The sequence below is a fragment of the Achromobacter sp. FW305-C-13 genome, assembly GCF_058783475.1.
In genome coordinates, this window is record NZ_JBYSYN010000002.1 from 1468314 (window position 1) to 1492807 (window position 24494).

At 65.6% G+C, this 24494-nt stretch carries 22 protein-coding genes; 11 read left to right on the forward strand and 11 right to left on the reverse strand.

What is annotated here, in order from left to right; all coding sequences use genetic code 11:
* Positions 1-108: 108 nt before the first annotated feature.
* The 6 genes from AC3WMU_RS18180 to AC3WMU_RS18205 all read left to right on the forward strand — a co-directional run bounded on the left by AC3WMU_RS18180 (position 109) and on the right by AC3WMU_RS18205 (position 6217).
* Positions 109-975 (forward strand): IclR family transcriptional regulator, encoded by an 867-nt coding sequence (locus AC3WMU_RS18180; protein WP_006222806.1) that lies wholly within the window; start codon positions 109-111, stop codon positions 973-975.
* 286 nt (positions 976-1261) lie between these two features.
* Positions 1262-2170 carry an arginase family protein gene (locus AC3WMU_RS18185; RefSeq protein WP_280028156.1) on the forward strand — a complete coding sequence of 303 codons (909 nt, stop codon included), beginning with the start codon at positions 1262-1264 and terminating at the stop codon, positions 2168-2170.
* A 41-nt stretch (positions 2171-2211) separates the two neighbouring features.
* Positions 2212-3000 carry an ABC transporter substrate-binding protein gene (locus AC3WMU_RS18190; RefSeq protein ID WP_424625175.1) on the forward strand — a complete coding sequence of 263 codons (789 nt, stop codon included), beginning with the start codon at positions 2212-2214 and terminating at the stop codon, positions 2998-3000.
* A 31-nt stretch (positions 3001-3031) separates the two neighbouring features.
* Positions 3032-3724: an amino acid ABC transporter permease gene (locus AC3WMU_RS18195; RefSeq protein ID WP_424625176.1), complete on the forward strand. Its 693-nt coding sequence runs from the start codon at positions 3032-3034 to the stop codon at positions 3722-3724.
* 4 nt (positions 3725-3728) lie between these two features.
* Positions 3729-4481, forward strand: coding sequence for an amino acid ABC transporter ATP-binding protein (locus tag AC3WMU_RS18200; protein ID WP_006222810.1), 753 nt, complete (start codon positions 3729-3731; stop codon positions 4479-4481).
* A 176-nt stretch (positions 4482-4657) separates the two neighbouring features.
* Positions 4658-6217: an acetolactate synthase large subunit gene (locus AC3WMU_RS18205; RefSeq protein ID WP_006222811.1), complete on the forward strand. Its 1560-nt coding sequence runs from the start codon at positions 4658-4660 to the stop codon at positions 6215-6217.
* A 38-nt stretch (positions 6218-6255) separates the two neighbouring features.
* Here AC3WMU_RS18205 and AC3WMU_RS18210 read toward each other — a convergent pair whose 3' ends face one another.
* The 8 genes from AC3WMU_RS18210 to AC3WMU_RS18245 form a co-directional block, all read right to left on the reverse strand.
* The gene (locus AC3WMU_RS18210) at positions 6256-6966 is read right to left on the reverse strand and encodes an ABC transporter ATP-binding protein (protein WP_006222812.1); all 711 of its coding nucleotides are present in this window, start codon (positions 6964-6966) and stop codon (positions 6256-6258) included.
* Positions 6954-7739, reverse strand: a complete 786-nt coding sequence (locus AC3WMU_RS18215; RefSeq protein WP_427961623.1) for an ABC transporter ATP-binding protein — start codon at positions 7737-7739, stop codon at positions 6954-6956. The genes AC3WMU_RS18210 and AC3WMU_RS18215 overlap by 13 nt, the downstream gene beginning before the upstream one ends.
* The gene (locus AC3WMU_RS18220) at positions 7732-8775 is read right to left on the reverse strand and encodes a branched-chain amino acid ABC transporter permease (RefSeq protein WP_280028135.1); all 1044 of its coding nucleotides are present in this window, start codon (positions 8773-8775) and stop codon (positions 7732-7734) included. The genes AC3WMU_RS18215 and AC3WMU_RS18220 overlap by 8 nt, the downstream gene beginning before the upstream one ends.
* Before the next feature lie 4 nt (positions 8776-8779).
* On the reverse strand, positions 8780-9661 hold the full coding sequence (locus AC3WMU_RS18225) for a branched-chain amino acid ABC transporter permease (protein WP_006222815.1): 882 nt from the start codon (positions 9659-9661) through the stop codon (positions 8780-8782).
* Positions 9662-9686: 25 nt separating this feature from the next.
* Positions 9687-10847: an ABC transporter substrate-binding protein gene (locus AC3WMU_RS18230; protein ID WP_006222816.1), complete on the reverse strand. Its 1161-nt coding sequence runs from the start codon at positions 10845-10847 to the stop codon at positions 9687-9689.
* Positions 10848-10878: 31 nt separating this feature from the next.
* Complete coding sequence (locus tag AC3WMU_RS18235; protein WP_492282773.1) at positions 10879-11724, reverse strand: alpha/beta fold hydrolase; 846 nt, start codon at positions 11722-11724, stop codon at positions 10879-10881.
* Positions 11721-13280 (reverse strand): benzoate-CoA ligase family protein, encoded by a 1560-nt coding sequence (locus tag AC3WMU_RS18240; protein WP_424625180.1) that lies wholly within the window; start codon positions 13278-13280, stop codon positions 11721-11723. Before AC3WMU_RS18240 ends, AC3WMU_RS18235 begins: the two co-directional genes overlap by 4 nt.
* Positions 13281-13369: 89 nt before the next feature.
* The gene (locus AC3WMU_RS18245; protein ID WP_006222819.1) at positions 13370-13846 is read right to left on the reverse strand and encodes a DUF4863 family protein; all 477 of its coding nucleotides are present in this window, start codon (positions 13844-13846) and stop codon (positions 13370-13372) included.
* Between the two features lie 180 nt (positions 13847-14026).
* Here AC3WMU_RS18245 and AC3WMU_RS18250 point away from each other — a divergent pair, with 180 nt between their 5' ends.
* The 5 genes from AC3WMU_RS18250 to AC3WMU_RS18270 all read left to right on the forward strand — a co-directional run bounded on the left by AC3WMU_RS18250 (position 14027) and on the right by AC3WMU_RS18270 (position 20083).
* The gene (locus tag AC3WMU_RS18250) at positions 14027-14935 is read left to right on the forward strand and encodes a helix-turn-helix transcriptional regulator (protein ID WP_013395643.1); all 909 of its coding nucleotides are present in this window, start codon (positions 14027-14029) and stop codon (positions 14933-14935) included.
* 215 nt (positions 14936-15150) lie between these two features.
* The gene (gene boxC / locus AC3WMU_RS18255; RefSeq protein WP_492282774.1) at positions 15151-16809 is read left to right on the forward strand and encodes a 2,3-epoxybenzoyl-CoA dihydrolase; all 1659 of its coding nucleotides are present in this window, start codon (positions 15151-15153) and stop codon (positions 16807-16809) included.
* Between the two features lie 19 nt (positions 16810-16828).
* Positions 16829-18256 (forward strand): benzoyl-CoA 2,3-epoxidase subunit BoxB, encoded by a 1428-nt coding sequence (gene boxB, locus AC3WMU_RS18260; RefSeq protein WP_006222822.1) that lies wholly within the window; start codon positions 16829-16831, stop codon positions 18254-18256.
* Positions 18257-18310: 54 nt separating this feature from the next.
* Positions 18311-19558 (forward strand): benzoyl-CoA 2,3-epoxidase subunit BoxA, encoded by a 1248-nt coding sequence (gene boxA / locus AC3WMU_RS18265; protein WP_492282775.1) that lies wholly within the window; start codon positions 18311-18313, stop codon positions 19556-19558.
* Positions 19559-19639: 81 nt separating this feature from the next.
* Complete coding sequence (locus tag AC3WMU_RS18270) at positions 19640-20083, forward strand: MaoC family dehydratase (protein ID WP_006222824.1); 444 nt, start codon at positions 19640-19642, stop codon at positions 20081-20083.
* A gap of 75 nt (positions 20084-20158) precedes the next feature.
* Here the strand turns inward: AC3WMU_RS18270 and AC3WMU_RS18275 are convergent, their stop codons facing one another.
* The 3 genes from AC3WMU_RS18275 to AC3WMU_RS18285 form a co-directional block, all read right to left on the reverse strand.
* Positions 20159-21157, reverse strand: coding sequence for a TRAP transporter substrate-binding protein (locus AC3WMU_RS18275; RefSeq protein ID WP_492282776.1), 999 nt, complete (start codon positions 21155-21157; stop codon positions 20159-20161).
* A 174-nt stretch (positions 21158-21331) separates the two neighbouring features.
* Positions 21332-22525: an acyl-CoA dehydrogenase gene (locus AC3WMU_RS18280; protein ID WP_006222826.1), complete on the reverse strand. Its 1194-nt coding sequence runs from the start codon at positions 22523-22525 to the stop codon at positions 21332-21334.
* A 132-nt stretch (positions 22526-22657) separates the two neighbouring features.
* Entirely contained in the window at positions 22658-24340 is a 1683-nt protein-coding gene (locus AC3WMU_RS18285; protein ID WP_006222827.1) for a thiamine pyrophosphate-binding protein, read from the reverse strand.
* Positions 24341-24494: the final 154 nt, after the last annotated feature.

Here is a 24494-nt window from a genome sequence, read left to right on the forward strand (position 1 = left end):
GCCGAGGTCTCCGGGCAAGGGGATTGCCGAAGTCTTTGCAATCGCCCTGCGATATAAGCGAACCGTTATGCGGTACGCTATGCGCTTTCTCTCTGCACGCCCCGTGCCATGACCCTGACGCGAAACCCCGAGGATTCCCCGCTGTTTATTGCTGCGTTGGCGCGTGGCATTTCCGTTCTGAGGGCCTTCAGCGAAGGGCAGCCCGCCATGACGCTGCCGGAGCTTGCCGATGCCACGGGGTTGAGCAAAAGCGCAGTCCAGCGCTTTACCCATACGCTCTGGACGCTGGGCTACCTGCGCAAGGATCCGGTCAGCAAGAAGTTCTCGCTGGCGCCCTGGTCCCTGGAGCTGGGCATGAATTACGTGCAGACGAGTCCGCTGGTTTTGGGCGGCAACCCGTTCCTGCACACGCTGAACCGCAACAGCCAGGAAACGTGCAGCCTGGCCGAGCCCGATGGCCTGGACATGGTCTATGTGGCGCGCTTTGCCACCCATAAGGAAATGTTTGTGAACATGCCGGTGGGCATGCGTTTGCCCTTGTATTGCACCGCGGCCGGCCGCGCCGTGCTGGCCAAGCTGGACCCGGGCGTGGCCCATGATCTGCTGGAACGCTGCGACCGCAAGCCCTACACGGCCAATACGCTCACTACGCTGGACGCCTTGCTGGCCGAACTGGAGTTCGCGCGGCGCCACGGCTATGCCCGTTCCAACGGCGAGTTCTATCCGGGCGACATCACGGTCAGCGCGGCGGTGCTGGATGCCGGGGGAACTCCGTTGGGGGCCGTAAACGTCTCGGTTCCGTCCAGTCGCTGGTCTTTTGAACAGGCGCAAGCCGTCTTCGGTCCGCAAGTCGTGGAAACCGCGCACGCCATCAGTGCATCGCGCACGCTGGGCCGATCGCATCCCTTCTATCAGATGGAACCGCCGGGCGGCGCCCTGCGCGGCGCGATGCCGCTGACTGACGACGAGGCCTGATCCTTTCCCACGTGCCGCATGTCGGTGCAGCGCTGCACCGTGCTAGGGCGCGTTCGTGCCTATTCCATACTAATTTAATCAACTAATTTTTCGGCTTCTAAGGGGAACTCCCTAATTGGCTGGCTGGGTTCTTGCTTGCTAATCTATTTATGACACGATCGTATCGCACAGCGATTTGATCGAATCTAAATATAGCTCGCGTCTGCGATTTAGCCGACGAGGCATGCCCAGGAGCCGCGCTGTGTCGCAGTCATCTGAAGTCAGTTTCAATCCCGTCGCCGGATTCATGGGGCTGCCGTCTGCCCGCGAGGCGGGGGCGGGCCGGGCACGCGCCTGCGTGGTCGGCATCCCGTTCGATTGCGGCACGCATCCGTTTCGTGTGGGGTCGCGGCAGGGGCCCGACGCGATCCGAGAGCAATCCCGGCTGCTGCGCCCCGTCGATATCTTCCGCCGCAACGGCATCGACAATCCGCCTGAATTCCTGCGTGCGATCGACGTGGGCAACGTCGCCTGCCATCCCGGCGACCCGGACGCGTCCTATCCGCTGATCGAGGCCGGCATCGGGGCCATCCTGGACGCGGGCGCCATCCCGATCTCGATGGGGGGCGACGGCGCGGTGACGCTGCCGCAGTTGCGCGCCGTGGCGCGCCGCCATCCGGATTTCGTCGTGCTGCATTTCGATTCGCATACCGACACCTATCCCATCCCCGGCTACAACACGGCCACGACCTTCACGCGCGCAGCCGAAGAAGGGCTGCTGGACGTGGCGTCCAGCTTCCACGTTGGCACCCGTGGCAGTTCCTTCATGCCCGGGGTGCTGGAGTTCGGGCGCGAGGTCGGCTACACGATCGTGCCGTACGACGACTTCGACCAGGACCAGAAGGCCACGCTTGCGGACATCAAGCAGCGCATCGGCCAGCGCCCGGTCTACCTGTGCTTCGACATGGACATCTTCGACCCCTCCTGCGCGCCGGGCGTGTGCACGCCGGAGTGGGGCGGGTTGTCGGCCAAGGAAGGGCTGGCGCTGCTGCGCCAGCTTGCGGGCCTGAACTTCGTGGCTTTCGACGTCAATACCGTGTCGCCGCCGCAAGACGTGCAGGGGGCTACGGCCTTCCTGGCCGCCACCGTGATGCAGGAATTCTGCGCGTTGGCGGCGGTAGCGGTGCAGCAGTACCCGCAAGGGCGTCCGGCCTGAGCCGTCGCGTCCGCGGCATTCATTCATCCAAGGGGAAAACGATGAAACTCAAATCCATCCTGCTGGGCGTGGCTGCGGCCAGCCTGCTGATCCAGACCGGCGCGCAGGCGCGCACGCTGGACGAAGTGCGCGCCGACAAGAGCCTGGCCGTCGTCACCACGGCGTCCGCACCGCCGCACGGGTTCAAGAATCCGAAGTCGAACCAACTGGAAGGCATCATGGTGGACGTGGCCGCTGGCGTGGCCAAGCACCTGAAGGTGGCGGACAAGCTGTCCGACGTGCCGTTCTCGGGCCTCATCCCAACGCTGACGTCCGGGCGGGCCGACGTCATGTCCGCGCCGCTCTTCATTACCGAAGAGCGTGCGCGCGCCATCGATTTCTCGGCGCCCGTCTACGAGTGGGGCGAGGGTGTGGTGGTCAGCGACAAGGCGGCCAGGAAATACGCCAAGTTCGAAGACATGCAGGGCCAGCGCGTGGGCGTTCTGGTGGATTCGGTGCAGTTCAACATGATCAAGGACATGCCGGGCACCAAGGTCACGACCTATCAGGATTACTCCACCTTGCTGGCCGACGTGCGCGCGGGTCGCATCGACCTGGGCATCGTGGACCCGCCCAGCATCATCTACCAGATCCAGACCAAGAACATCCCGGGCGTGAAGCTGGACACCGGCTACCAGCCGCAACGTAAGTGGCAGGTCGGCATGGCCGTGCAGAAGGGCAACGCCGCGCTGCTGGACGCCGTGAACAACGCGCTGGCCGAGATGCGCAAGAACGGGGAAATGGCAGCCATCGGGAAGAAGTGGGGCGTGTCGGACCTGATCAGCAAGTAAGCGCCGCAACGGCACGGATAAGGAGCACGACTTGGATCTCGCTACGCTGCGCATGTACCTGAACCCTTTGGCCGAGGGCACGGTCTGGACTTTGGCGCTGTTTTTCTGTTCGGCCTTCCTGGCGGTGGCGTTGGGCCTGGTCGTCTGCTTGTGCCGCTTGTCGCCCTCGCGCCTGTTGAGCCGCGGCGCGCGCTTCTACATCGAAGTGATACGCGGCACGCCGCTGCTGCTGCAGTTGTTCTATATCTACTACGGCCTGCCCGAGATGGGGGTGGTGATCAATGGCTTTGTCGCGGGCGTGCTGGGCCTGACGCTGAACTTCGGCGCCTATCTGGCCGAACTGTTCAGAAGCGGCATCCAGTCGGTGGACACCGGGCAGTACGAGGCGGCCCGCGCGCTGGGCTTGCGCAAGGTGCAGCGGCTGCGCCGCATCGTGCTGCCGCAAGCGCTGCGCACGGTATTCCCGGCCCTGGGGAACTACGCGCTGGTGCTGATCAAGGAGACCTCGCTCGTCGCCGTCATCAGCGTGTACGAACTGATGCGGGCGGGCGAAATGCTGGCCGGCGCGACGTTCCAGGCGCTGACCGTCTACACGATGGTGGGGGTCATCTACTTCGCCATGTGCAGCGTGCTGTCGTACCTGTTCCGGCGCTCCGAGAAGCGCTTGACGGTGCCGGGCTACTGGAGCGGCGCCGGCGAAAACCACGATATTTCCAAGGCCTGAGACGATGAACGCAACGAATGCCTCCGCCCCGATCATCACGATGCAAGGCGTCAGCAAATGGTATGGCGACTTCCAGGTGCTGGACAACCTGGCGCTGGAAGTGTCGCCCGGAGAGAAGCTGATCCTTTGCGGTCCGTCCGGTTCCGGTAAATCCACCACGATCCGGCTGCTGAACCGGCTGGAGGAACACCAGCAGGGGCGAATCGTGGTCGACGGCATCGAACTGAACGAAGACGTGAAGAACATCGAGCGCATCCGGGCGGAAGTCGGCATGGTGTTCCAGCACTTCAACCTGTTCCCGCACCTGACGGTGCTGGAGAACTGCACGCTGGCGCCGCTGCTGGTCAAGGGCGTGCCGGCCGATGAGGCCCGATCGCGTGCGATGGACTACCTGGAGCGGGTGCGGATTCCGCAGCACGCGGACAAGTATCCCGGCCAGCTATCGGGCGGACAAAAACAGCGCGTGGCGATCGCGCGCGCCTTGTGCATGCAGCCCAAGATCATGCTGTTCGATGAGCCGACCTCTGCCCTGGATCCTGAAATGGTCAAGGAAGTGCTGGATACCATGGTCGCCCTGGCCCGCGATGGCATGACCATGGTCTGCGTCACGCATGAGATGGGCTTTGCGCGGGAGGTCGGCGACCGCGTCGTCTTCATGGACCAGGGGGCGATCGTCGAGGCCGACACGCCGGAGAATTTCTTCAATGCCCCGCGATCGGAGCGGGCGCAGGCGTTCCTGGGGCAGATCCTGGGCTGATCGGGTAGGGCGGTTATGCTAATTCCGGCTGGCGGAACGCTGCGGGCCAGATTCGGGAATGGTTCCATCTCCGCAACCTGAAATGGCTCTACCGCGTTTTTGATACGCTACCTATCATGCATATCAGGCGGGCGCGCATGCGCCCGCATCGCCATTGAAAACGACTAGGGAAAATCATGAACGGCGCTGACAGTCTTTGCGATACCTTGCTGGCCAACGATGTGGACGTGTGTTTTGCCAACCCCGGCACTTCAGAAATGCACTTTGTCGCGGCGTTGGATCGCAAGCCCAAGATGCGTTGCGTGCTGGGCCTGTTCGAAGGCGTGGTGACGGGCGCGGCCGACGGCTACGCGCGCATGGCCGACAAGCCTGCCGCCACGTTGCTGCACCTGGGCCCGGGCCTGGGCAATGGCCTGGCCAACCTGCACAACGCCAAGCGCGCCCGCACCCCCATGGTCAACATCGTGGGTGACCACGCGACCTATCACGTCCAATACGACGCGCCGCTGACCAGCGACGTGGAGGGCGTGGCGCGCCCGATGTCGCACTGGGTCAAGCGCACGATGACCGCCGCCGCGGTGTCCTCGGACGCCGCCGAAGCCATCGCCGTGGCGCGCCGTGCGCCCGGCAATATCGCGACCCTGATTCTTCCGGCCGACGCGGCCTGGACGGACCTGTCTGACAATGCGCCCGCGCCGGTGTTGGTCAAGGACGCAGCTCTGGCCCAGACGTCCGCCGACGCCGTGCGCGCCGCTGCCGCGGCGATCCGCTCGGGCGAGGTGACGGTGCTGATGCTGGGCGGTGCGGCGCTGCGCGAGCGCGCGCTGAACGCCGCCGGCCGCATTGCGCGCGCCACGGGGGTGCGCCTGATGTCGGAAACGTCCAACCGCCGTATCGAACGCGGCGGCGACCGCACGCCGGTCGACCGCCTGCCCTATCCGATCGACATGGCGGTTGCCAAGTTGAAAGACGTGAAGCACCTGGTGCTGGCGGGCGCCAAGGCGCCTGTGGGCTTTTTCGCGTATCCCGGCAAGCCCAGCCTGCTGGCGCCGCCGGACAGCAATCAGGTCGTGCTGGCGAGCGCCGAGCAGGATCTGGCGCACGCGCTGGAATGGTTGGCGGACGAATTGGGCATCGCCGCGGACGCGCCGCGCCTGGCCACGCCGGCCGCCGCTTACGAGGTGCCGGCATCGGGCAAGCTGACGGGCGCCGCCGTGAACATCCTGATCGCGCACACCTTGCCCGAGCAAGCCATCGTGTGCGACGAGTCCATCACGCAAGGCCGCGAATTCCCGATCTACAGCGCCAGCAGCGCGCCGCACGATTGGCTGATGCTGACGGGCGGGGCCATCGGCATCGGCCTGCCGATGGCGACCGGCGCCGCCGTGGCGTGCCCGGACCGCAAGGTCATCACGCTGCAAGCCGATGGCAGCGGCATGTATACCCTGCAGGCGCTGTGGACGCAGGCGCGTGAAAATCTGGACTGCCTGACGGTGATCCTGGCCAACCGCTCCTACGCCACGCTGCATGGTGAAATGAAGAACGTGGGTGTTAAGGAACCGGGCCGCAATGCGCGCCGCATGCTGGATCTGGAAGAGCCCTATCTGGATTGGACGCACTTGGCCCGCGGCATGGGCGTGGAGGCGGTCAGCGTCGATACGGTGGAAGGTTTCGCCCGCGCGCTGGCAGACGGCCTGAAGCGCCGCGGCCCGTTCCTGATCGAAGCCATCATCTAAGGGCGATCCGCGCTGGGGCCCTGTCGTGCCGACGGGCCCTAGACGCCCAGATAGCGCGTCAGCTGCTCCGGTTGCCGGGCCAGCGACGCGCTGTCGCCGTCCTGCACGATCAAGCCCTTTTCCATCACGAGGCAGCGGTCGGTGTGTTCCAGCACCGCCCGGTAATTGCGGTCCACGATCAAGGCCGACATACCGGTGGCGCGGATCTGGCGGATGATCTTCCAGATCTCCGCCACGATCAGCGGGGCCAGCCCTTCGGTGGCCTCGTCCAGGATCAGCAGGTCGGGGTTGGTCATCAGCGCCCGGCCGATGGCCAGCATCTGCTGCTCGCCGCCCGATAACTGCTGCCCGCCGTGCCCCAGCCGTTCGCGCAGCCGCGGAAACGTGTCCAGCACGCGCGCATAGGTCCAGTCCTGTCCGCCGCGCACGCCGGGGCGCGCCGCGACTTGCAGGTTTTCACGCACATTCAGGTTGGGAAAGATGCCGCGCCCCTCGGGCACGTAGGCCACGCCCAGCCGCGCGATGGCGTGGGGCTGGGCATGCGTGCAGTCGCGCCCGCCCACCCGTACCTGGCCCTGCGCGCTTTTTACCTGGCCCATCAGGCTGCGGATCAACGTGGTCTTTCCCATGCCGTTGCGGCCCACCAGCCCGACGGATTCGCCCGGTGCGATGTGCATGTCCACGCCGCGCAGCACGTGGCTGGCACCGTAGTACACGTGCAGGCCGCCGGCTTCGATCAGTGCGTGCATGGCGGGGTTTCCTTCGCGTCGTCCTGCGTGTCTTCGCCCAGGTACGCCGTGCGCACTTCCGCGTTGGCGCGGATCTGGGTGGGGGTGCCGCTGGCGATGGCGGTGCCGTTGACCATCACGGTGATGGTCTCGGCAATGCGGAATACGGCGTCCATGTCGTGTTCCACCAGCAGGATCGCGTGGCCCGTCTTCAAGGTGTGAAGCAGGTCCAGGATCCGGTCCGTCTCTTCAGGGCCCATGCCGGCCAGGGGCTCGTCCAGCAGCAGCACCTGCGGTTCGCCGGCCAGGCACATGGCGATCTCCAGTTGGCGCTTGCGGCCGTGCGGCAACAGGCCTGCGGCGCGGGCGGCGTCATCGGCCAGCCCCGTGCGTTCCAGTGCATGCTGCGCCAGGTCCGCGCTGCGCCGGCAATCCGAGGCCGGGCGCCACCAGTGCCAAAAGCGCTGGCGGCCCGCTTGCGCGGCCAGCCGGCAGTTTTCGAACACGGTCAGTTCAGGAAACAGCGTAGACCGCTGATAGCTGCGCCCCAGCCCGGCACGCGCCCGCTCGGGCTGCCGCCAGGCCGTGACGTCGCGCCCGCCCAGCATGACCTGGCCGCTTGTGGGCGCCAGTTCCCCCGACAGGATGTTGATCAGCGTGGACTTGCCCGCGCCGTTGGTGCCGATCACGGCATGCACCTGGCCGCGCGCCAGGCCCAGCGAGACGCCGTTGACGGCGGTCAGCCCGCCGAAGCGGCGCGTGACGGCCGAGGCCGCAAGCAGAAGGTCAGACATGGGGTTCCCCCTGGATCGGAAGGCGGACAGGCGCGCGGGCGGATGTGGCTGCCGCGGCAGCGCGTGCGTTTGCCGCACGGGCCTCGCGGCGTTGCCGCCATTGCGCGGGCAATCCGGCGATGCCGTTGGGCAGCAGCGCCACGAGCGCGATGATGGCTAGCCCCAAGGGCAGGTGCCAATGGCGGGCGTAGTCGCCGAACAGCGCTTGCGACTGGAACAGCTCCTGCATCAGCACCAGCGCCACCGTGCCGATCACGGCGCCGCCCAGGCTGGCCATGCCGCCCAGGATCACCATCAGCAGCACCAGCCCGGATTGTTCCCATGCCAGCAGTTCGGGCGTGACGAACCCGTCTTTCAATGCGAACAGGAAGCCGGCCAGGCTGGCCAGGGTCGCGCCCACCACATAGGCGGTCAGCTTGTACGGATAGGTCGAATAGCCGGCGGCCCGCATGCGCTGTTCATTGATGCGGATGCCGGCTAGTGCCGCGCCGAAGGGTGAACGCCGCAGCAAGGCCAGAAAGCCCCACGTCAGCGCCAGGCAGGCCAGCACGAAGTAGTAGAACGTCGTGCCGTTGCCCAGGTCGAAGGGCATCCAGCCGGCAATCGACAACTCGGGCCTGAAGTACAGGTAGATGCCGTCGCTGCCGCCGCCGACCTTGGTGTCGTGGAAGACGTAATACGCCATCTGCGCGAATGCCAGCGTGACCATGATGAAGTAAACGCCGCGCGTGCGCAGCGCCAAGGCGCCTGTCACGGCGGCGTAGGCGGCCGCCGCCAGCAGGGCCGCGGGCAGCAGCCACCACAGGCTGGCGGCTTCCGATTCGGGCGACAGCAGCGCTGCCGCATAGGCGCCGATACCGAAGAACGCCGCATGCCCCAGGCTGACCAGCCCCGCGCCGCCGACCAGCAGTTGCAGGCTTAACGCGAAGATGGCGTAGATCATGACCTTGATGGCCAGGCCGGTGTAGTAGTCGCTGCCGCTCCACGCAAAGGCGGCCAAGGCCAGCAGTGTTGCGACGGGTAGGAGTTTCGTCATGTCGCTAGCCCTGTTTGAACAGCCCTTCGGGCTTGCAAAGAAGAATGAACGCCATCAGCAGGTAGACGAGCACCCCCGCCGCGGAAGGGAACAACACCTGGCCGAAGGTCTCGACGAACCCCACCAGCATCGCCGCCAGGAACGCGCCGCGGATCGATCCGATGCCGCCGATCACCACCACCACGAAGCAGATGATCAGCACGCCGTTGCCCATGCCGGGATACACCGACGACACGGGCGCGGCGATGGTGCCGGCCAGCGCGGCCAGCGCCACGCCCGCCGCGAACACCAACCGGTATAGCTTGTTCACGTCGATGCCCAGCGAACCGGTCATTTCGCGGTTGCTGGCGCCGGCCCGCAGCATCATGCCCAGGCGCGTGCGCGAGATCACCCAGTACAGCAGCAGCGCCACCGCGATGCCCACCGCCGAGATGAACAGCCGGTAGACCGGATACGTCATCACGCCACCCAGCGAGATGCTGCCTTGCAGCCAGGCGGGCAACGGCACGCCGTGCACGTCGTTGCCCACCAGGATGCTGCGCAGTTCCTCGAACACCAGGATCAGGCCGTAGGTCATCAACACCTGCTGCAGGTGGTTGCGGTGGTACAGGTAGCTGAAGAACGCCGCCTCCAGGAAGTAGCCCAGCACCGCGGCCAGCGCCACGCACACGGCAAGCGTGGTGATGAAGCCGCCGCCCAGCCAGCGGTCGATCACCGGCCCCAGCGCAAACGCCATATAGGCGCCGATCATGTAGAAACTGCCGTGGGCAAGGTTGATGATGCCCATGATGCCGAAGATCAGCGTGAGTCCGCTGGCCACCAGGAACAGCAGCAAGCCGTACTGGAAAGCGTTCAGGCTTTGAATAAGCAGGATGCTGATGTCCATGGGGCCTCCCGTGGCGGACGTGGCGTCAGAGCTTGCAGCCGCGGGCCGGATCGGCCAGCTTCTGCGCGGCGACTTCCACGACCTTGTTCTCCAGGCCGTCCACACGGCGCAGATAGATGTCCTGCACCGGGTTGCCGGCGGCCGACAAGGTGAAGGGGCCGCGCGGGCTGTCGACCGTGGCGCCGCGCATCGCGGTGCGGAAGTCGGCCTTCTTGGCGAAGTCGCCCTTGACGGCGGACAGTCCCGACTGCATCAGCTGCGCTGCGTCATAGCCCTGCACGGCGTACACGTCCGGCTGCGCGTTGTAGTTCTTGGCGTAGTCGGCGCGGAAGGCGTTGTCGCGCGGCGTGTTCAGGCCGTCGGCATAGTGCAGCGTGGTCAACAGGCCTTGCGCCGACGCGCCTTGCGCCTGCAAGGTGCCGTCGGTCAGGAAACCCGACCCGTACAGCGGAATCGTTTTGTCCAGCCCCGCGGCGTGATAGTCCTGCACGAATTTCACGGCGCCGCCACCGGCGAAGAACGTGAACACCATATCGGGCTTGGTCGCGGCGATCTCGGTCAGGAGCGACTGGAACTCCACGTTGGGAAACGGCAGGCTCAGCTCTTTGACGACCTTGCCGCCGGCCTTCTCGAAGCCTTCCTTGAAGCCGCCGATTGCCTCGTCGCCTGCGGCGTACTTCCAGGTGATGGTGACGGCCGTCTTGTGGCCCTTGGCAACGGCGACGGGACCCATCGCGTACGCCGGCTGCCAGTTGGTGAAGGAAGTGCGGAAGATGCCGGGGCCGCACAGCGGGCCGGTGATGGCGTTGGCGCCGGCGTTCGTCACGATCAAGGTGGTGTCGCTGTCCTTGGCGGCTTTGGCCAGCGCCATCGCCACGCCCGAGTGCACGGTGCCGATCAGCACGTCGACCTGGTCGCGCTTGATCAGGCGGTTGGCGTTTTCGGCGGCCTTGGCGGGATTGGACTCGTCGTCCACCTTGAAGTATTCAATCTCGCGCCCGCCCAGCTTGCCGCCTTGCTCGGCGACATACAGCTTGAAGCCGTTCTCGATGGCGGTGCCGAGTGCGGCATAGGTGCCGCTATAAGGCAGCATGAAACCGACTTTAATCTTGTCGGCGGCCTGCGCGCCGCTGGCGGCGAACGTCAGGGCCGCGGCGATCGCAGCTCGGGTCAGGGCGTGGTTCATGGTTTGTCTCCGTGCTTGTTATGGGCTGGCGTCACCGCCAGCCGGGTTTGTCCAACGCGCCGATGAAATCGGCAACGGCCTGGATAACAATGGCGGGCTGGTCCTTGTGCGGCGAATGGCGGCAGTCGGGAATCTCCAGCAATACGGTCTGCGGCGCATGGCGGCGAATGCCGCGTATTTGGGCCAGCGAGCCGTACTCGTCGTCCACGCCCTGGATCGCCAGCACGGGGCAGGCGATGCGGGGCAGATGATCTTCGATGTTCCAGCGGCGGAAATCGGGGTTCAGCCAGATGTCGTTCCAGCCCCAGAACGCCGAATCCACGTCCGCGTGGTAGCGGGCCAGGCGACTGCGCAGGTCCGTGTCCAGATACGCCTGGCGCGCCAGCGCGATGTTCGCGACGGTGACGTCTTCGACGAACGTATGCGGCGCGGCAACGACGATGCCGGCGACGGCCTCCGGATGCATCGCGGCATACAGCAACGCGATCGATCCGCCGTCGCTGTGTCCGAATAGCACCGGCTTGTCGCGCCGGGCGTCCACGCCCAGCGCGGTGAACAGCGCGGGCAGTACGTCGCGCGCCTCACGGTGCATGAAATCCACCGGCCATTTTTCCTGCGCAGGGCGCGGCGTGGATTGCCCGTAGCCATAGCGCGATACCACCAGGCCGCGGCATCCGGCGGCTTCGCACACCTGCAACGGCCAGTCCTTCCACATGGCGACCGACCCCAGGCCTTCATGCAGGAAGACGAGCAGCGGCGCCGTCGCGCGTTCAGGTGCGATCCACAGGCACTCCAGGCGCAGCGTGCGGCCAGTGGCCTGAACGTCGGCGAAGACGGGGTAGGCCGTCAGGGCGCCGGTGGCCGCCGCGCCGTTCATAGCGTGGCCTCTTCAAGCTGGCGCAGGCGGAATCGCTGGATCTTGCCGGTGGCGGTCTTGGGCAGTTCTTCGGTGAAGTTGATCTGCCGCGGGTACTTGAAGGGGGCCAGGTGCTGCTTCACATAGCTTTGCAGGGCGGCGCCGGTGTTCGCGTCCGGTTCGAAACCCGGACGCAGCACGACGTAGGCTTTGGTCTTGACCAGCCCGTCGTGGTCCGGCACGCCGATCACGGCGGCTTCCAGCACGGCTTCGTGCTGCACCAGGATGTTCTCCACTTCCACGGGCGACACATACTGGCCGCTGACCTTGATCATGTCGTCGCTGCGTCCCGCATACGTGTAGTAGCCGTCAGGGTCGCAGGTGTACTTGTCGCCGCTTTTCAGCCAGTCGCCCAGGAAGCACTGGCGCGTCTTGTCGCGGTTGTTCCAGTACATCAGCGCGGCGCTGGGGCCTTTGATGTAGAGGTCGCCGATGGCGCCCGGCTCGACTGGCGCGCCGTTCTCGTCGCGCAGCTGCACTTCGTAGCCGGGCACGGGCTTGCCGGTCGTGCCATAGCGCAACTGTCCGCTCTGGTTCGAAATGAAGATGTGCAGCATCTCGGTCGACCCGATGCCGTCCAGGATTTCACAGCCGAAATGCCGGGTGAAGCGTTCGCCGATGTCGCGGGGCAGCGCTTCGCCGGCCGAGGTGCAGACTCGCATCGCCACCTGTTCGCGCGGGGGCAGGTCGGGCGAGGCCAGCATGCTGGCATACAGCGTGGGTACGCCGTAGAACACGGTGGGGCGATGCCGCGTCAGACGCTGGAACACGGCTTGCGGGGTAGGGCGTTCGCCCATCAGCACCACGGTGGCGCCGACGGATAGGGGAAAGGTCAGGCCGTTGCCCAGGCCATAAGCGAAGAACAGCTTTGCCGCCGAGAACACGACGTCGTCTTCGCGGATGCCCAGCACGGGCTTGGCATAGAGTTCAGCCGTGTGCCACAGGTTGCCGTGGGTGTGGACCACGCCTTTGGGCTTGCCGGTGGAACCCGACGAATACAGCCAGAAGGCGATCTCGTCGGACAGCGTGCGCACGGCGGGTGCAATCGGCGCGGCGGCCAGCAGGGCCTCGAATTCACGGGCCTCGCCGGGCAGGGGGGCCGTGGGCTGAGACACCACCAGGTGTTCGACGTCGGCCGGCGACTGGGCCAGCGCGGCCTGCAGCGTGGGCAACAGCGCGCCCGACACGAACACGGCGCGCACGCGGCTATGGGCAAGGATGTAGGCGTAGTCATCCGCCGTCAGCAGGGTATTGACCGCCACCGGCACCACGCCGGCGTGCAATGCGCCCAGGAACACCACGGGCCAGTCGGCCGTGTCCTGCATCAGCAGCAGGATGCGCTCTTCGCGGCGCAGCCCCAGTTGGCGCAAGGCGCCCGCCATGCGGGCCACCCGCTCCGCCAGTTCGCCATAGCTCAGCTGGCGCGTGTCGTCGATGTAGGCGGGCTTGGCCGCGCGCGGCGCGTTCAGCGCGGCCAGGTAACTGGCGAAGTTCAGTTCGGCGGGGCAGGTATTCACGGTTGTCTCCTGATGTCCTGGTGGTGGGGCGGGCCATGGCTGTGTTTTTTTGTGGCCTGGCCTGGCCTGGCCTGGCCGTGGGCGCGGGCCTAGCTGGCGGGCCGCGTGAATTCGATGGCGCCGCCGGGCAGCAGATACAGCACCAGGGCGCGTCCTTGCGTGACGGTCGGGCTGTGGGCGCTGCCGGGGCCGTAGACCAGCCAGCCGGCGCCGTGACCGTCGAAGCGGGCGTCGTCGGTCAGGGGCATGATCAGATCGATCTCGCCGTTGGGATGGGCGTGGTGGGGGCCGGCCAGGTCGTCCATGTCGACGACGTCCACCGAACAGCCCGCCAGATCGTCGGCGGGCTTGATGACACGGCCATAGCGGATGCCGCCGCCTTCCCGGTTGCACATCCAGCCTTCGGCCACGCCCTGCCTACAGGCGGCGAAGATGTCCTGGTAAAGAGCGCTGTGCGGGCCGGCCTCCTGGTTCAGCCGCGCTTGCAGCCCCTCGTCCAGCGCTTGGCCCGACATCAGGCGCGTCGCTTCGCGCATCAGGGCATGGAATTGATCTGGCGTGCTCACCGGGACTCCTCCTTTACACTGTCGGCGCCTGAGATGCGGCATGAAATCAAGTGCTGCTTTTTTGCACACCCTGGCGGCTTGGAACTGCTTGGAGGAAAAATAGTGCTTCCACCCGATTGGGTCAAGCACTATAGTGCATAAAATTGGGCGTATCAGGGTATTTGCGGAGTCAGCCAAAACATGAATCAAGCGCTAGACGCGGCGCCATCCGAACCCAGGCGGGAAGCTTTCCTGGTGGCATTGGGCGAGCGGGTGCGCCGCTTGCGAGCCATACGCGGCATGACGCGCAAGGGCTTGTCCCAGGTGACCGGCGTGTCCGAAAGGCATCTGGCCAATCTTGAGCACGGGGTGGGCAACGCCTCGATCCTGGTGCTGCTGCAGATTGCCCGCGCGTTCAATTGCGCGCTGGCCGAGCTGGTCGGCGACGTCACCACGGAATCGCCGGATTGGCTGCTGATCCGCGAGTTGCTCAGCGGCCGCACGGAATCCGACCTGCAGCGGGCCCGCGAGGCCTTGACCCAGCTGTTTGGCGTGGGGGCGGGCGCGCAGCGCCCCAACCGCACCCAGCGGGTGGCGCTGATCGGGCTGCGGGGGGCGGGCAAGTCCACGCTGGGCCAGATGCTGGCCGACGACCTGGGCTATCCGTTTGTCGAGCTGAACCGCGAAATCGAACGGGTGGCCGGCTGCAGCATCCTTGAAATCCATAATCTGTACGGTCCCAATGCCTACCGCCGCTATGAGCGCCGCGCGCTGGAAGAGGCCGTACAGATCTATCCGGAAATGGTGCTGGCCACGCCGGGCGGGCTGGTGTCCGAGCCGGCCACGCTGAATCTGCTGCTGGCGCATTGCTACACGGTCTGGCTGCGCGCCACCCCCGAAGAGCACATGGGCCGGGTGATGGCGCAAGGCGACTTCCGCCCCATGTCGGGCAACAACGAGGCAATGGCTGACTTGAAGCGCATCCTGGCCGGCCGCGAAGCGTTCTACGCCAAGGCCGACCTGACCTGGGTCACCAGCAACCTGGAAGTGCAGGAGAGCTTTGCCGGCCTGCGCACCCAGGTGCGCAAAGCCTGCGGCCTGCCGCTATAGCGAACCCGGTATCGCGCAGATTCGTTTGCAGCTATTCAAAAGGCCGCCTTACCGGGCGGCCTTTTTGCGTCTGGCCACCGACCCGCTCCAGAGACGCAATCTGCACTTTTATGCATATCTTGCTTGACGCGGATTTTTCCCTGCACTAATCTGCACAATAATTCATGTGATGCAGTATTTTTCCTGTCCAGGCAGGGCGTACGAGGAGACACACTATGAGTAGCACCATCAACCGGGTCGATTTTCGGACGCAGCCCGAGCACTACCGCCACTGGCGCCTGACGTTCGACGGCCCGGTCGCCACGCTGGCCATGGATGTGGCGGAAGACGGCGGCCTGCGCCCCGGCTACAAGCTGAAGCTGAACTCCTACGACCTGGGCGTGGACATCGAATTGCATGACGCCCTGCAGCGCATCCGCTTCGAACATCCGGAAGTGCGCAGCGTGGTCGTGACCAGCATGAAGGACCGCATCTTCTGTTCCGGCGCCAATATCTTCATGCTGGGGCTGTCTTCGCATGCCTGGAAGGTCAACTTCTGCAAGTTCACCAACGAAACGCGTAATGGCATCGAAGATTCCAGCCGCCACAGCGGCCTGAAGTTCATCGCCGCGCTGAACGGCGCCTGCGCCGGCGGGGGCTACGAACTGGCCCTGGCCTGCGACGAGATCCTGCTGATCGATGACCGTTCGTCCTCCGTGGCGCTGCCCGAAGTTCCGCTGCTGGGCGTGCTGCCCGGCACGGGCGGCCTGACCCGCGTGACCGACAAGCGCCGCGTGCGCCACGACCACGCCGACATCTTCTGCACGCTGGTCGAAGGTGTGCGCGGCCAGCGCGCCAAGGACTGGCGGCTGGTCGACGACGTGGTCAAGCCTGCGCGCTTCGAGGCGGCCGTGCGCGAACGCGCGCTGGCGCTGGCCGAAAGCAGCGACCGGCAACCGGGCGAACAGGGCATCGTGCTGACGCCGGTGCAGCGCACCGAAAGCGCGGACGGCCTGGCTTACCGCTACGTGGATATCCAGCTGGACCGCGAGAAGCGCCAGGCCACCTGGACCGTGCGCGCCCCGCAAGGCCCGGTCGAATCCGAACTGGCGGACATCGTCGCCGCCGGGGCCGCGTGGTGGCCGTTGCAGATGGCGCGCGAACTGGACGACGCCATCCTGTCCATGCGCACCAACGAACTCGACATCGGCACCTGGATCCTGAAGACCGAAGGCGATGCCGACGCCGTGCTGGCCGCCGATGCCGCGCTGCAACGCCACGCCGGCCATTGGTTCGTGCGCGAAACCGCAGGGATGCTGCGCCGCACGCTGGCGCGCCTGGACGTGACCTCGCGCAGCCTGTTCGCGCTGATCGAGCCGGGCTCCTGCTTTGTGGGCACGCTGTTGGAACTGGCACTGGCCGCGGACCGCAGCTACATGCTGGACAACGAGGACGCGTCGGCGCCCGCGCAGATCGTGGTGGGCGAACGCAACTTCGGCGCCTATCCGCTGGTGAACGGCCAAAGCCGCCTGCAGCGCCGCTTCTATGAAGAAACCGCGCCACTGGAAGCCGTGCGCGCCCGCGCTGGGCAGCGCCTGTCGGCCACAGATGCCCTGGACCTGGGCCTGGTGACCTTCGCGCCCGACAGCATCGATTGGGATGACGAGGTGCGGATGATGCTGGAAGAACGCCGCGCGCTGTCGCCCGACGCCTTGACCGGGCTGGAGGCGAACTTGCGCTTCGGCGGCAAGGAAACGATGGAGACGCGCATCTTCGGCCGGCTGACCGCCTGGCAGAACTGGATTTTCAACCGTCCCAATGCGGCCGGCGACAAAGGCGCGCTGAAGCTTTACGGGAAGGGCGAACAGGCCGCATTCGACTGGAACCGGGTCTGAACAAGAAAAGGAGCGAGACATGTCTGGAATCAATTACACCGATAAGATCCCCAATAACGTCAACCTGTCCGGCGACCGCACCTTGCAACGCGCGCTGGAGCATTGGCAGCCCAACTACCTGCAATGGTGGCAGGACATGGGGCCCGACGGCTCGCACGGTTTCGACGTCTACCTGCGCACCGCGGTCAGCGTGGAACCGGACGGCTGGGCCAATTTCAACCACGTCCGCATGCCCGACTACCGCTGGGGAATCTTCCTGGCGCCGCAGGACGGCCAGCGCAAGATCCACTTCGGCGAAAACATGGGGCGTGACGTCTGGCAGGACGTGCCCGGCGAACACCGCGCCAACCTGCGCCGCATCATCGTCACGCAAGGCGACACCGAGCCCGCCTCCATCGAGCAGCAGCGCCATCTTGGCCTGACCGCGCCGTCGCAGTACGACCTGCGCAACCTGTTCCAGATCAACGTCGAAGAAGGCCGCCACCTGTGGGCGATGGTCTATTTGCTGCACCGCTACTTCGGCCGCGACGGGCGTGAAGAGGCCGACGCGTTGCTGCAGCGCAGTTCGGGCGACTCCGACAACCCGCGCATCCTGGGCGCGTTCAACGAGAAGACGCCGGACTGGCTGGCCTTCTATATGTTCACGTACTTCACCGACCGCGACGGCAAGTTCCAGCTGTGCGCGTTGGCCGAGTCCAGCTTCGACCCGCTGGCCCGTACCACCAAGTTCATGCTGACCGAAGAAGCGCATCATATGTTCGTGGGCGAATCGGGCATTTCCCGCGTGATCCAGCGCACCTGCGAAGTGATGAACCAGCTGAAGACCGATGACCCCGAAAGCGTGCGCGCCGCCGGCGTGATCGACCTGCCGACCATCCAGCGCTACCTGAACTTCCACTACAGCGTCACCATCGACCTGTTCGGCGCGGACCAGTCCTCCAACGCTGCGATCTTCTACGGTTCCGGGCTGAAGGGCCGCTACGAGGAATCCAAGCGCACCGACGATCATCAACTGAAGAACGACACCTACCGCGTGCTGACCGTGAACAACGGCAAGTTGAACGAGGTCGAAGTGCCGATGCTGAATGCCTTGAACGAAGTGCTGCGTGACGACTTCATCCGCGATTCGGTGGCCGGCATCGGGCGCTGGAACAAGGTCATCGAGAAAAGCGGCATTCCTTTTCGCCTGCATGTGCCGCACAAGGCGTTCAACCGCCAGATCGGCACGTTGGCCGGCATCCGCATGTCTCCCGAAGGCGAGATCCTGTCGGAATCCCAATGGCAGGCCAACAGCCACAAATGGCTGCCCACGCCGGAAGACCGCGCGTTTGTCGCATCGCTGATGGGCCGCGTCACCGAACCCGGCAAGTTCGCCAACTGGATCGCGCCGCCCGTCATGGGCATCAACCGCCAGCCGGTGAATTTCGACTACGTCCGTTTCAACTAAGGCGACAGGGCGGCGCGTCCGCGCGCCGTCCGCCAGCGCATTGGGAAGACTGCGATGAACGCCCCCCTGCCCGTACAAGTGCTCAAGCAGCATCTGATCGACCCCGAGATCTGTATCCGCTGCAACACCTGCGAAGAAACCTGTCCGGTCGACGCGATCACGCACGATTCGAACAACTATGTGGTGGATCCCGATATCTGCAACGGCTGCATGGCTTGCGTGCCGCCGTGCCCCACGGGGGCGATCGACAACTGGCGGCTGGTGCTGCGCGCCGACGCGTATTCAGTGCAGGATCAGTTGGGTTGGGAAGAATTGCCCGGGGAAAAGGCCTTGCCGGAAGCGGTGGATGCCGGCGCGGGCGAGGAACCTCTGGCAGCCCTGGCCGAGACGCCGGTGCCTGCCGCGCCCGCCTCATTTTCGTCGGCGGGTGCGTCGGTTCCGCCGTGGTCTGCCGCGCATCCCTACGTCAATCTCTACACGCACAAGGCGCCGATGACTGCCACGGTGGTGGGCAACTACCGCGTGACCGGCGCCGACACCGAAAGCGATATCCACCACATCGTGCTGGACTTCGGCGATCTGCCCTTTCCGGTGCTGGAAGGGCAGTCCATCGGCATCCTGCCGCCGGGCGTGGACGCCCAGGGCCGGCCGCACCACGCGCGGCAGTATTCGCTGGCCAGTCCGCGTGACGGCGAACGCGCCGGCTACAACAACCTGTCGCTGACCGTGAAGCGCGTGACCGAAGACCACGGCGGCGCCGCCGCGCATGGCGTGTGTTCGAACTATCTGTGCGATCTGGCCAAGAACGACACGGTGCAGGTGATCGGCCCGTTCGGTCATACCTTCCTGATGCCGAATCATCCGCGCGCCAATCTCATCATGATCTGCACGGGCACCGGTTCGGCGCCGATGCGTGCCATGACCGAACGCTACCGCCGGCGCATCGACACCGGGGAAAACGGCCGCCTCATGCTGTTCTTTGGAGCCCGCACCGAACGCGAACTGCCGTACTTCGGCCCGCTGATGAAGCTGCCCCGCGACTTCATCGACATCAACCTGGCCCTCTCGCGCGAGGCCGGGCAACCCAAGCGCTACGTGCAGGACCTGATCCGGGAACGGGCTGCCCAGGTGCAGGACTTGCTGAGCGACCGCAACACCTGCATCTACGTGTGCGGCTTGAAGGGCATGGAAGTCGGCGTGCTGGACGCGTTGCGCGAAGTGACGATGCAAGCGGGGCAGGATTGGTCTATCCTGCATGAGGTGCTGCGCCGCGAAGGGCGCCTGCATTTCGAGACGTACTGAATCCAGAAACTTGAGCGTGACTCACGTGAAAAACGGCGCGCCACGGCGCGCCGTTCGCGTTGGTCAGGGGGAAAATCAAAGATGAAGTTCGCCGAATTCAAAGACGGCATGTTGATCAAGGCGGGTCCGGTCACCATTACCGAGGCCGAGATCCTGGAGTTCGCACGCAAGTTCGATCCCCAGTGGTTCCACACGGACCCGCAACGGGCCGCGGAAGGGCGTTGGGGTGGCCTGATCGCCAGCGGCTGGCATACCTGCGCGCTGGCCATGCGTATGGCGGTGGACGCCGCGCTGCATGACTCCGAGTCCTTCGGTTCCCCCGGCCTGGGCGAAGTGCGCTGGCGCACGCCGGTGCGCCCGGGCGACACCCTGCGCCTGGAAGCGCGGGTGCAGGGCGCCCGCACCTCATCCTCGCGCCCGGACCTGGGCATCATCACGTGGGCCTGGACGGTGATCAACCAGCACGATGAAGGCGTGCTGGAACTGGACGCGACGAGCCTCTTCGATCTATCGGGCGAGAACTAGGCACGGCCGCCTTCTCCGCCCCTGATCTACCCGGCTTGCCGCCTTAGGGGGCCCCGTGGCGGCCCGCTTGCACGGTCAGCGGTTGGCCCCCCGTTTCAGGATGCTTGCCGCCTCGGGGCCGACCGCCGTTTTCCAGGCCTGCACCGAATCCGCCGCAGCGCTGCGCAGCGCGCGGCGCACCGCGGACGGCACGGCCGTATTGATCGCAACGCCGTTCTTGCGCATGTTGGCGTAGTTTTGCTGCAGGCGGCCGTCGATCCGCTTCCATTGCTCGGTTTCCGTCTGCGCCGCAGCCTGGTCGATGGCGCGCCGTGAGCGCTCGTCCAGGGCCTGATACGCCTGCAGATTCATCGTCGCGACTGAAATTGGCATTGCGTAGTTGATCTCGGCGAAGTGGGGCAGATGTTCCCAAAGCTTCCGCCCGGCGCCCCCGTCGCCCGACGACAGCACGGCGTTCACCTCGCCCGCGACGATACGCGGCATGGCGTCGGCAAATGAAATGTTCTCCGCGCGGGCCCCGGCCTTCTGCATCACTTCCTGGGACGTGGCGTCATAGGTGCGGATGCTCAGGCTCTTAAGCGCGGCCAGGCCGTCGATCTTCTGTTTGGACCAGATACCGGAAGCGGGCCACGGCGTGGTGTAGAGCAACTTCTGGCCGTGGGCGGCCAGCAGCTTCTCATAGGCGGGGCGCGCAGCCTTGTTCAAGTTGCGCGCCTTGGCCAGCGAGTCCGCCAGGAACGGCAACGACGATACGCCGAACAGCGGATACTTCGTGGCCAGCGCCCCGGCGAAGGCGTCGCCGGCGTCCACCTTGCGGGCCTCGACGGCATCGATCATGTCGCCCGACTTGATGCCCTTGGACGCGTCGTACGTGGCATCGATCACCACATTGCCCGCCGTATTCGCACGGACCAGGTCCGCAAACGTGGAAACGCCTTGCCCGGGCATGGACGTCGCTGGGTACTCGGTCGTCATGGTCAGGGTGGTGACGGCGTAGGCGCCATGGGCGCTTAGCAGCAGGGCGATACCCGCCAGCAGGCGGAAGGGCGGGCGGAAGAGGGGGCGGACGGGCATTCGCGACTCCTGGTCGGGGCAAGTGCCACAAAGCGTACGGCGTGTGCAAGCCGCGGCCAATACGGGCTAACGGCAATGCGCAACGCCCCGGCCCCGCGGACCCGGTCCCGACGTTCGGAAACGAAAAAGCCGCCCCGAAGGGCGGCTTTGCGCGGCACAAGGCCGGTCAAGCGATCAATAGAACGCCTGGATGCCGGTTTGCGCGCGGCCCAGGATCAGGGCGTGCACGTCGTGGGTGCCTTCGTAGGTGTTGACCACTTCCAGGTTCACCAGGTGGCGGGCTACGCCGAACTCGTCGGAGATGCCGTTGCCGCCCAGCATGTCGCGGGCCAGGCGGGCGATGTCCAATGCCTTGCCGCAAGAGTTGCGCTTCATGATCGAGGTTATCTCGACGGCGGCGGTGCCTTCGTCCTTCATGCGGCCCAGGCGCAGGCAGCCTTGCAGCGCCAGCGTGATTTCAGTCTGCATGTCGGCCAGCTTCTTCTGGATCAGCTGGTTGGCGGCCAAGGGGCGGCCGAACTGCTTGCGGTCCAGCGTGTACTGGCGGGCGGTGTGCCAGCAGGCTTCCGCGGCGCCGACAGCGCCCCAGGCGATGCCGTAGCGGGCGGAATTCAGGCAGGTGAACGGACCCTTCAGGCCGGACACGCCGGGCATCATCTGGTCTTCGGAGATTTCGACTTCGTCCATGACGATTTCGCCGGTGATCGAGGCGCGCAGGCCGACCTTGCCGTGGATGGCCGGAGCCGACAGGCCCTTCATGCCCTTTTCCAGGATGAAGCCGCGGATCTTGCCGTCGAACTCGCCGCCGACGCACTTGGCCCACACCACGAACACGTCGGCGATGGGGGAGTTGGTGATCCACATCTTGTTGCCCGACACCTTGTAGCCGTCGGACGTCTTGACGGCACGGGTTTCCATGCCGCCGGGGTCGGAGCCGTGGTTCGGTTCGGTCAGGCCGAAGCAGCCGATCCACTCGCCGCGAGCCAGCTTGGGCAGGTACTTCTGCTTTTGCGCTTCGCTGCCGAATTCGTTGATCGGCACCATGACCAGCGACGACTGCACGCTCATCATCGAGCGGTAGCCGGAGTCGATGCGTTCGACTTCGCGCGCGATCAGGCCGTAGCTGACGTAGTTCAGGCCAGCGCCGCCGTAGGCTTCAGGAATGGTGGCGCCCAGCAGGCCGAGTTCGCCCATTTCCGAGAAGATTTCCGGATCGGTCTTCTCGTTGCGGAAGGCGTTCAGCACGCGGGGGGCAAGCTTGTCCTGCGAATAGGCATAGGCGGCGTCGCGCACCATGCGTTCTTCTTCGGTCAGTTGCTGGTCCAGCAACAGGGGATCTTGCCATTGAAAAGAAGGATTCGAGGACATGCTGGGTCTCCGCTATGGATTTCCGTATTCGGAATCTAGAAAGTTTAAACCTAAAATAATTCGGGCGGCAAGTTGGGGTTTGCACGGCAGCGCGCCAGAGGCTTGCCGCCGGCGATGCCGCCCGGTCTGGTATCAGTGCTGGGCCTTCAGCGCCGCGTCGCGGATCTTTTCCAAGGTCGTCGACGGGGTGATGGTTTCCGGATCGATGAAGCAGTGCAAAATCGCCGGTTTGCCGCTGGCCAGCGCCCGCTCGAAGGCGGGGCCGAACTCGTCGGTGGTCTCGACCCGTTCGCCATGGCCGCCGAAGGCGCGCGCGTAATCGGCGAAGTCCGGGTTCTTGAGTTCGGTCGCGGAAATGCGGCCGGGGTAGTGCTTTTCCTGGTGCATGCGGATGGTGCCGTACATGCCGTTGTCGACCAGCACCACGATGATGGGCAGGTCGTACTGGACGGCCGTGGCGAATTCCTGGCCATGCATCAGGAAGCAGCCGTCGCCCGCGAAGCAGACGACGGTCTTGTCTGGCCAGACGCGCTTGGCGCCGACGGCGGCCGGCAGGCCGTAGCCCATCGAGCCCGAGGTGGGCGCCAGTTGCGTGCCGAAACGGGTGAAGCGGTGAAAGCGGTGCAGCCAGGTAGCGTAGTTGCCCGCGCCGTTGGTCATGATGGCATCGGCCGGCAGCGTCTTTTCCAGGTAGGCCATGACCTGGCCCATTTGCAGCGCGCCTGGGGTGGTGATGGTTTCCGGGTCGCTCCACTTCAGGTACGACTCGCGCATGGCCTGGGTGCCTTCGGCCCACACGGGCTTGGCAGGCGCCTTCAGGCCGGCCAGCGATGCCGCGAAGGCGGCCGGCGACGTGTTGATGGCAAGGGTGGCGCGGTACACGCGGCCCAGCTCGGCGGTGTCGGGATGCACGTGCACCAGCTTTTGCTTGGGCACCGGGATGTCCAGCAGCGTGTAGGCCTGGCTGGGGTTTTCCGACATGCGGCCGCCGACCAGCAGGATCAGGTCCGCATCGGCCACGCGCTTGAGCAACGCCGGGTTGATGCCCAGGCCCACGTCGCCGATGAAGCACGGGTGGTCCGCCGGGAATAGCATCTGGCGGCGGAACGAGACCGCGGTGGGCAGCGCATGGCGCTGCGCGAAATCGGCGAACTGCTGCACGGCGCGCGCATCCCAGCGCGTGCCGCCCAGGATGGCGACCGGGTTCTTGGCGTCGGCCAGCAGCTTTTCCAGGTCGGCCAGCTGGCCGGCCGTGGGGGCGGATTCGATCAATTCGTAGCGCGGGGCGTCGGCCACCTTGGCCGCTTCGACCAGCATGTCCTCGGGCAGAGCGATCACGACCGGGCCGGGGCGGCCCGAAGTCGCGATGTGGAAGGCGCGCGAGATCAGTTCGGGAATGCGTTCGACCTGGTCGATCTCGGTGACCCACTTGGCCTGCGTGCCGAACACGGCGCGGTAGTCCATTTCCTGGAAGGCTTCGCGTTCGCGCATGCCGCGTTCGATCTGGCCCACGAACAGGATCAGGGGCGTGGAGTCCTGCTTGGCGATGTGCACGCCGGCCAGCGCATTGGACGCGCCCGGGCCACGGGTGACCATGCAGATGCCGGGCTCGCCGGTCAGCTTGCCGTGGGCATCGGCCATCATGGCCGCGCCGCCTTCCTGACGGCAGACGGTGACCTTGATGTCAGCGTCGTGCAGGCCGTCCAACACCGCCAGGTAGCTCTCGCCGGGCACGCAGAAAACATGTTTGACGCCCTGGGCAACCAGTTGGTCGACCAGAATGTGACCGCCAAGGCGGGAATCTTGCTGGGGCATGATGGGATGTCGTGGTGAGCCGAGGATAAGACTCCCGAGCATATGTTCCTTGATCGCACAACGCAATTGATAAAATTGCACAATCTATTGATCCCCTGGCACGTAGTGCCTTGTTGCGCCGCCGCAAGCAGCGCGCCCGGTTCAGGCCGGTTTC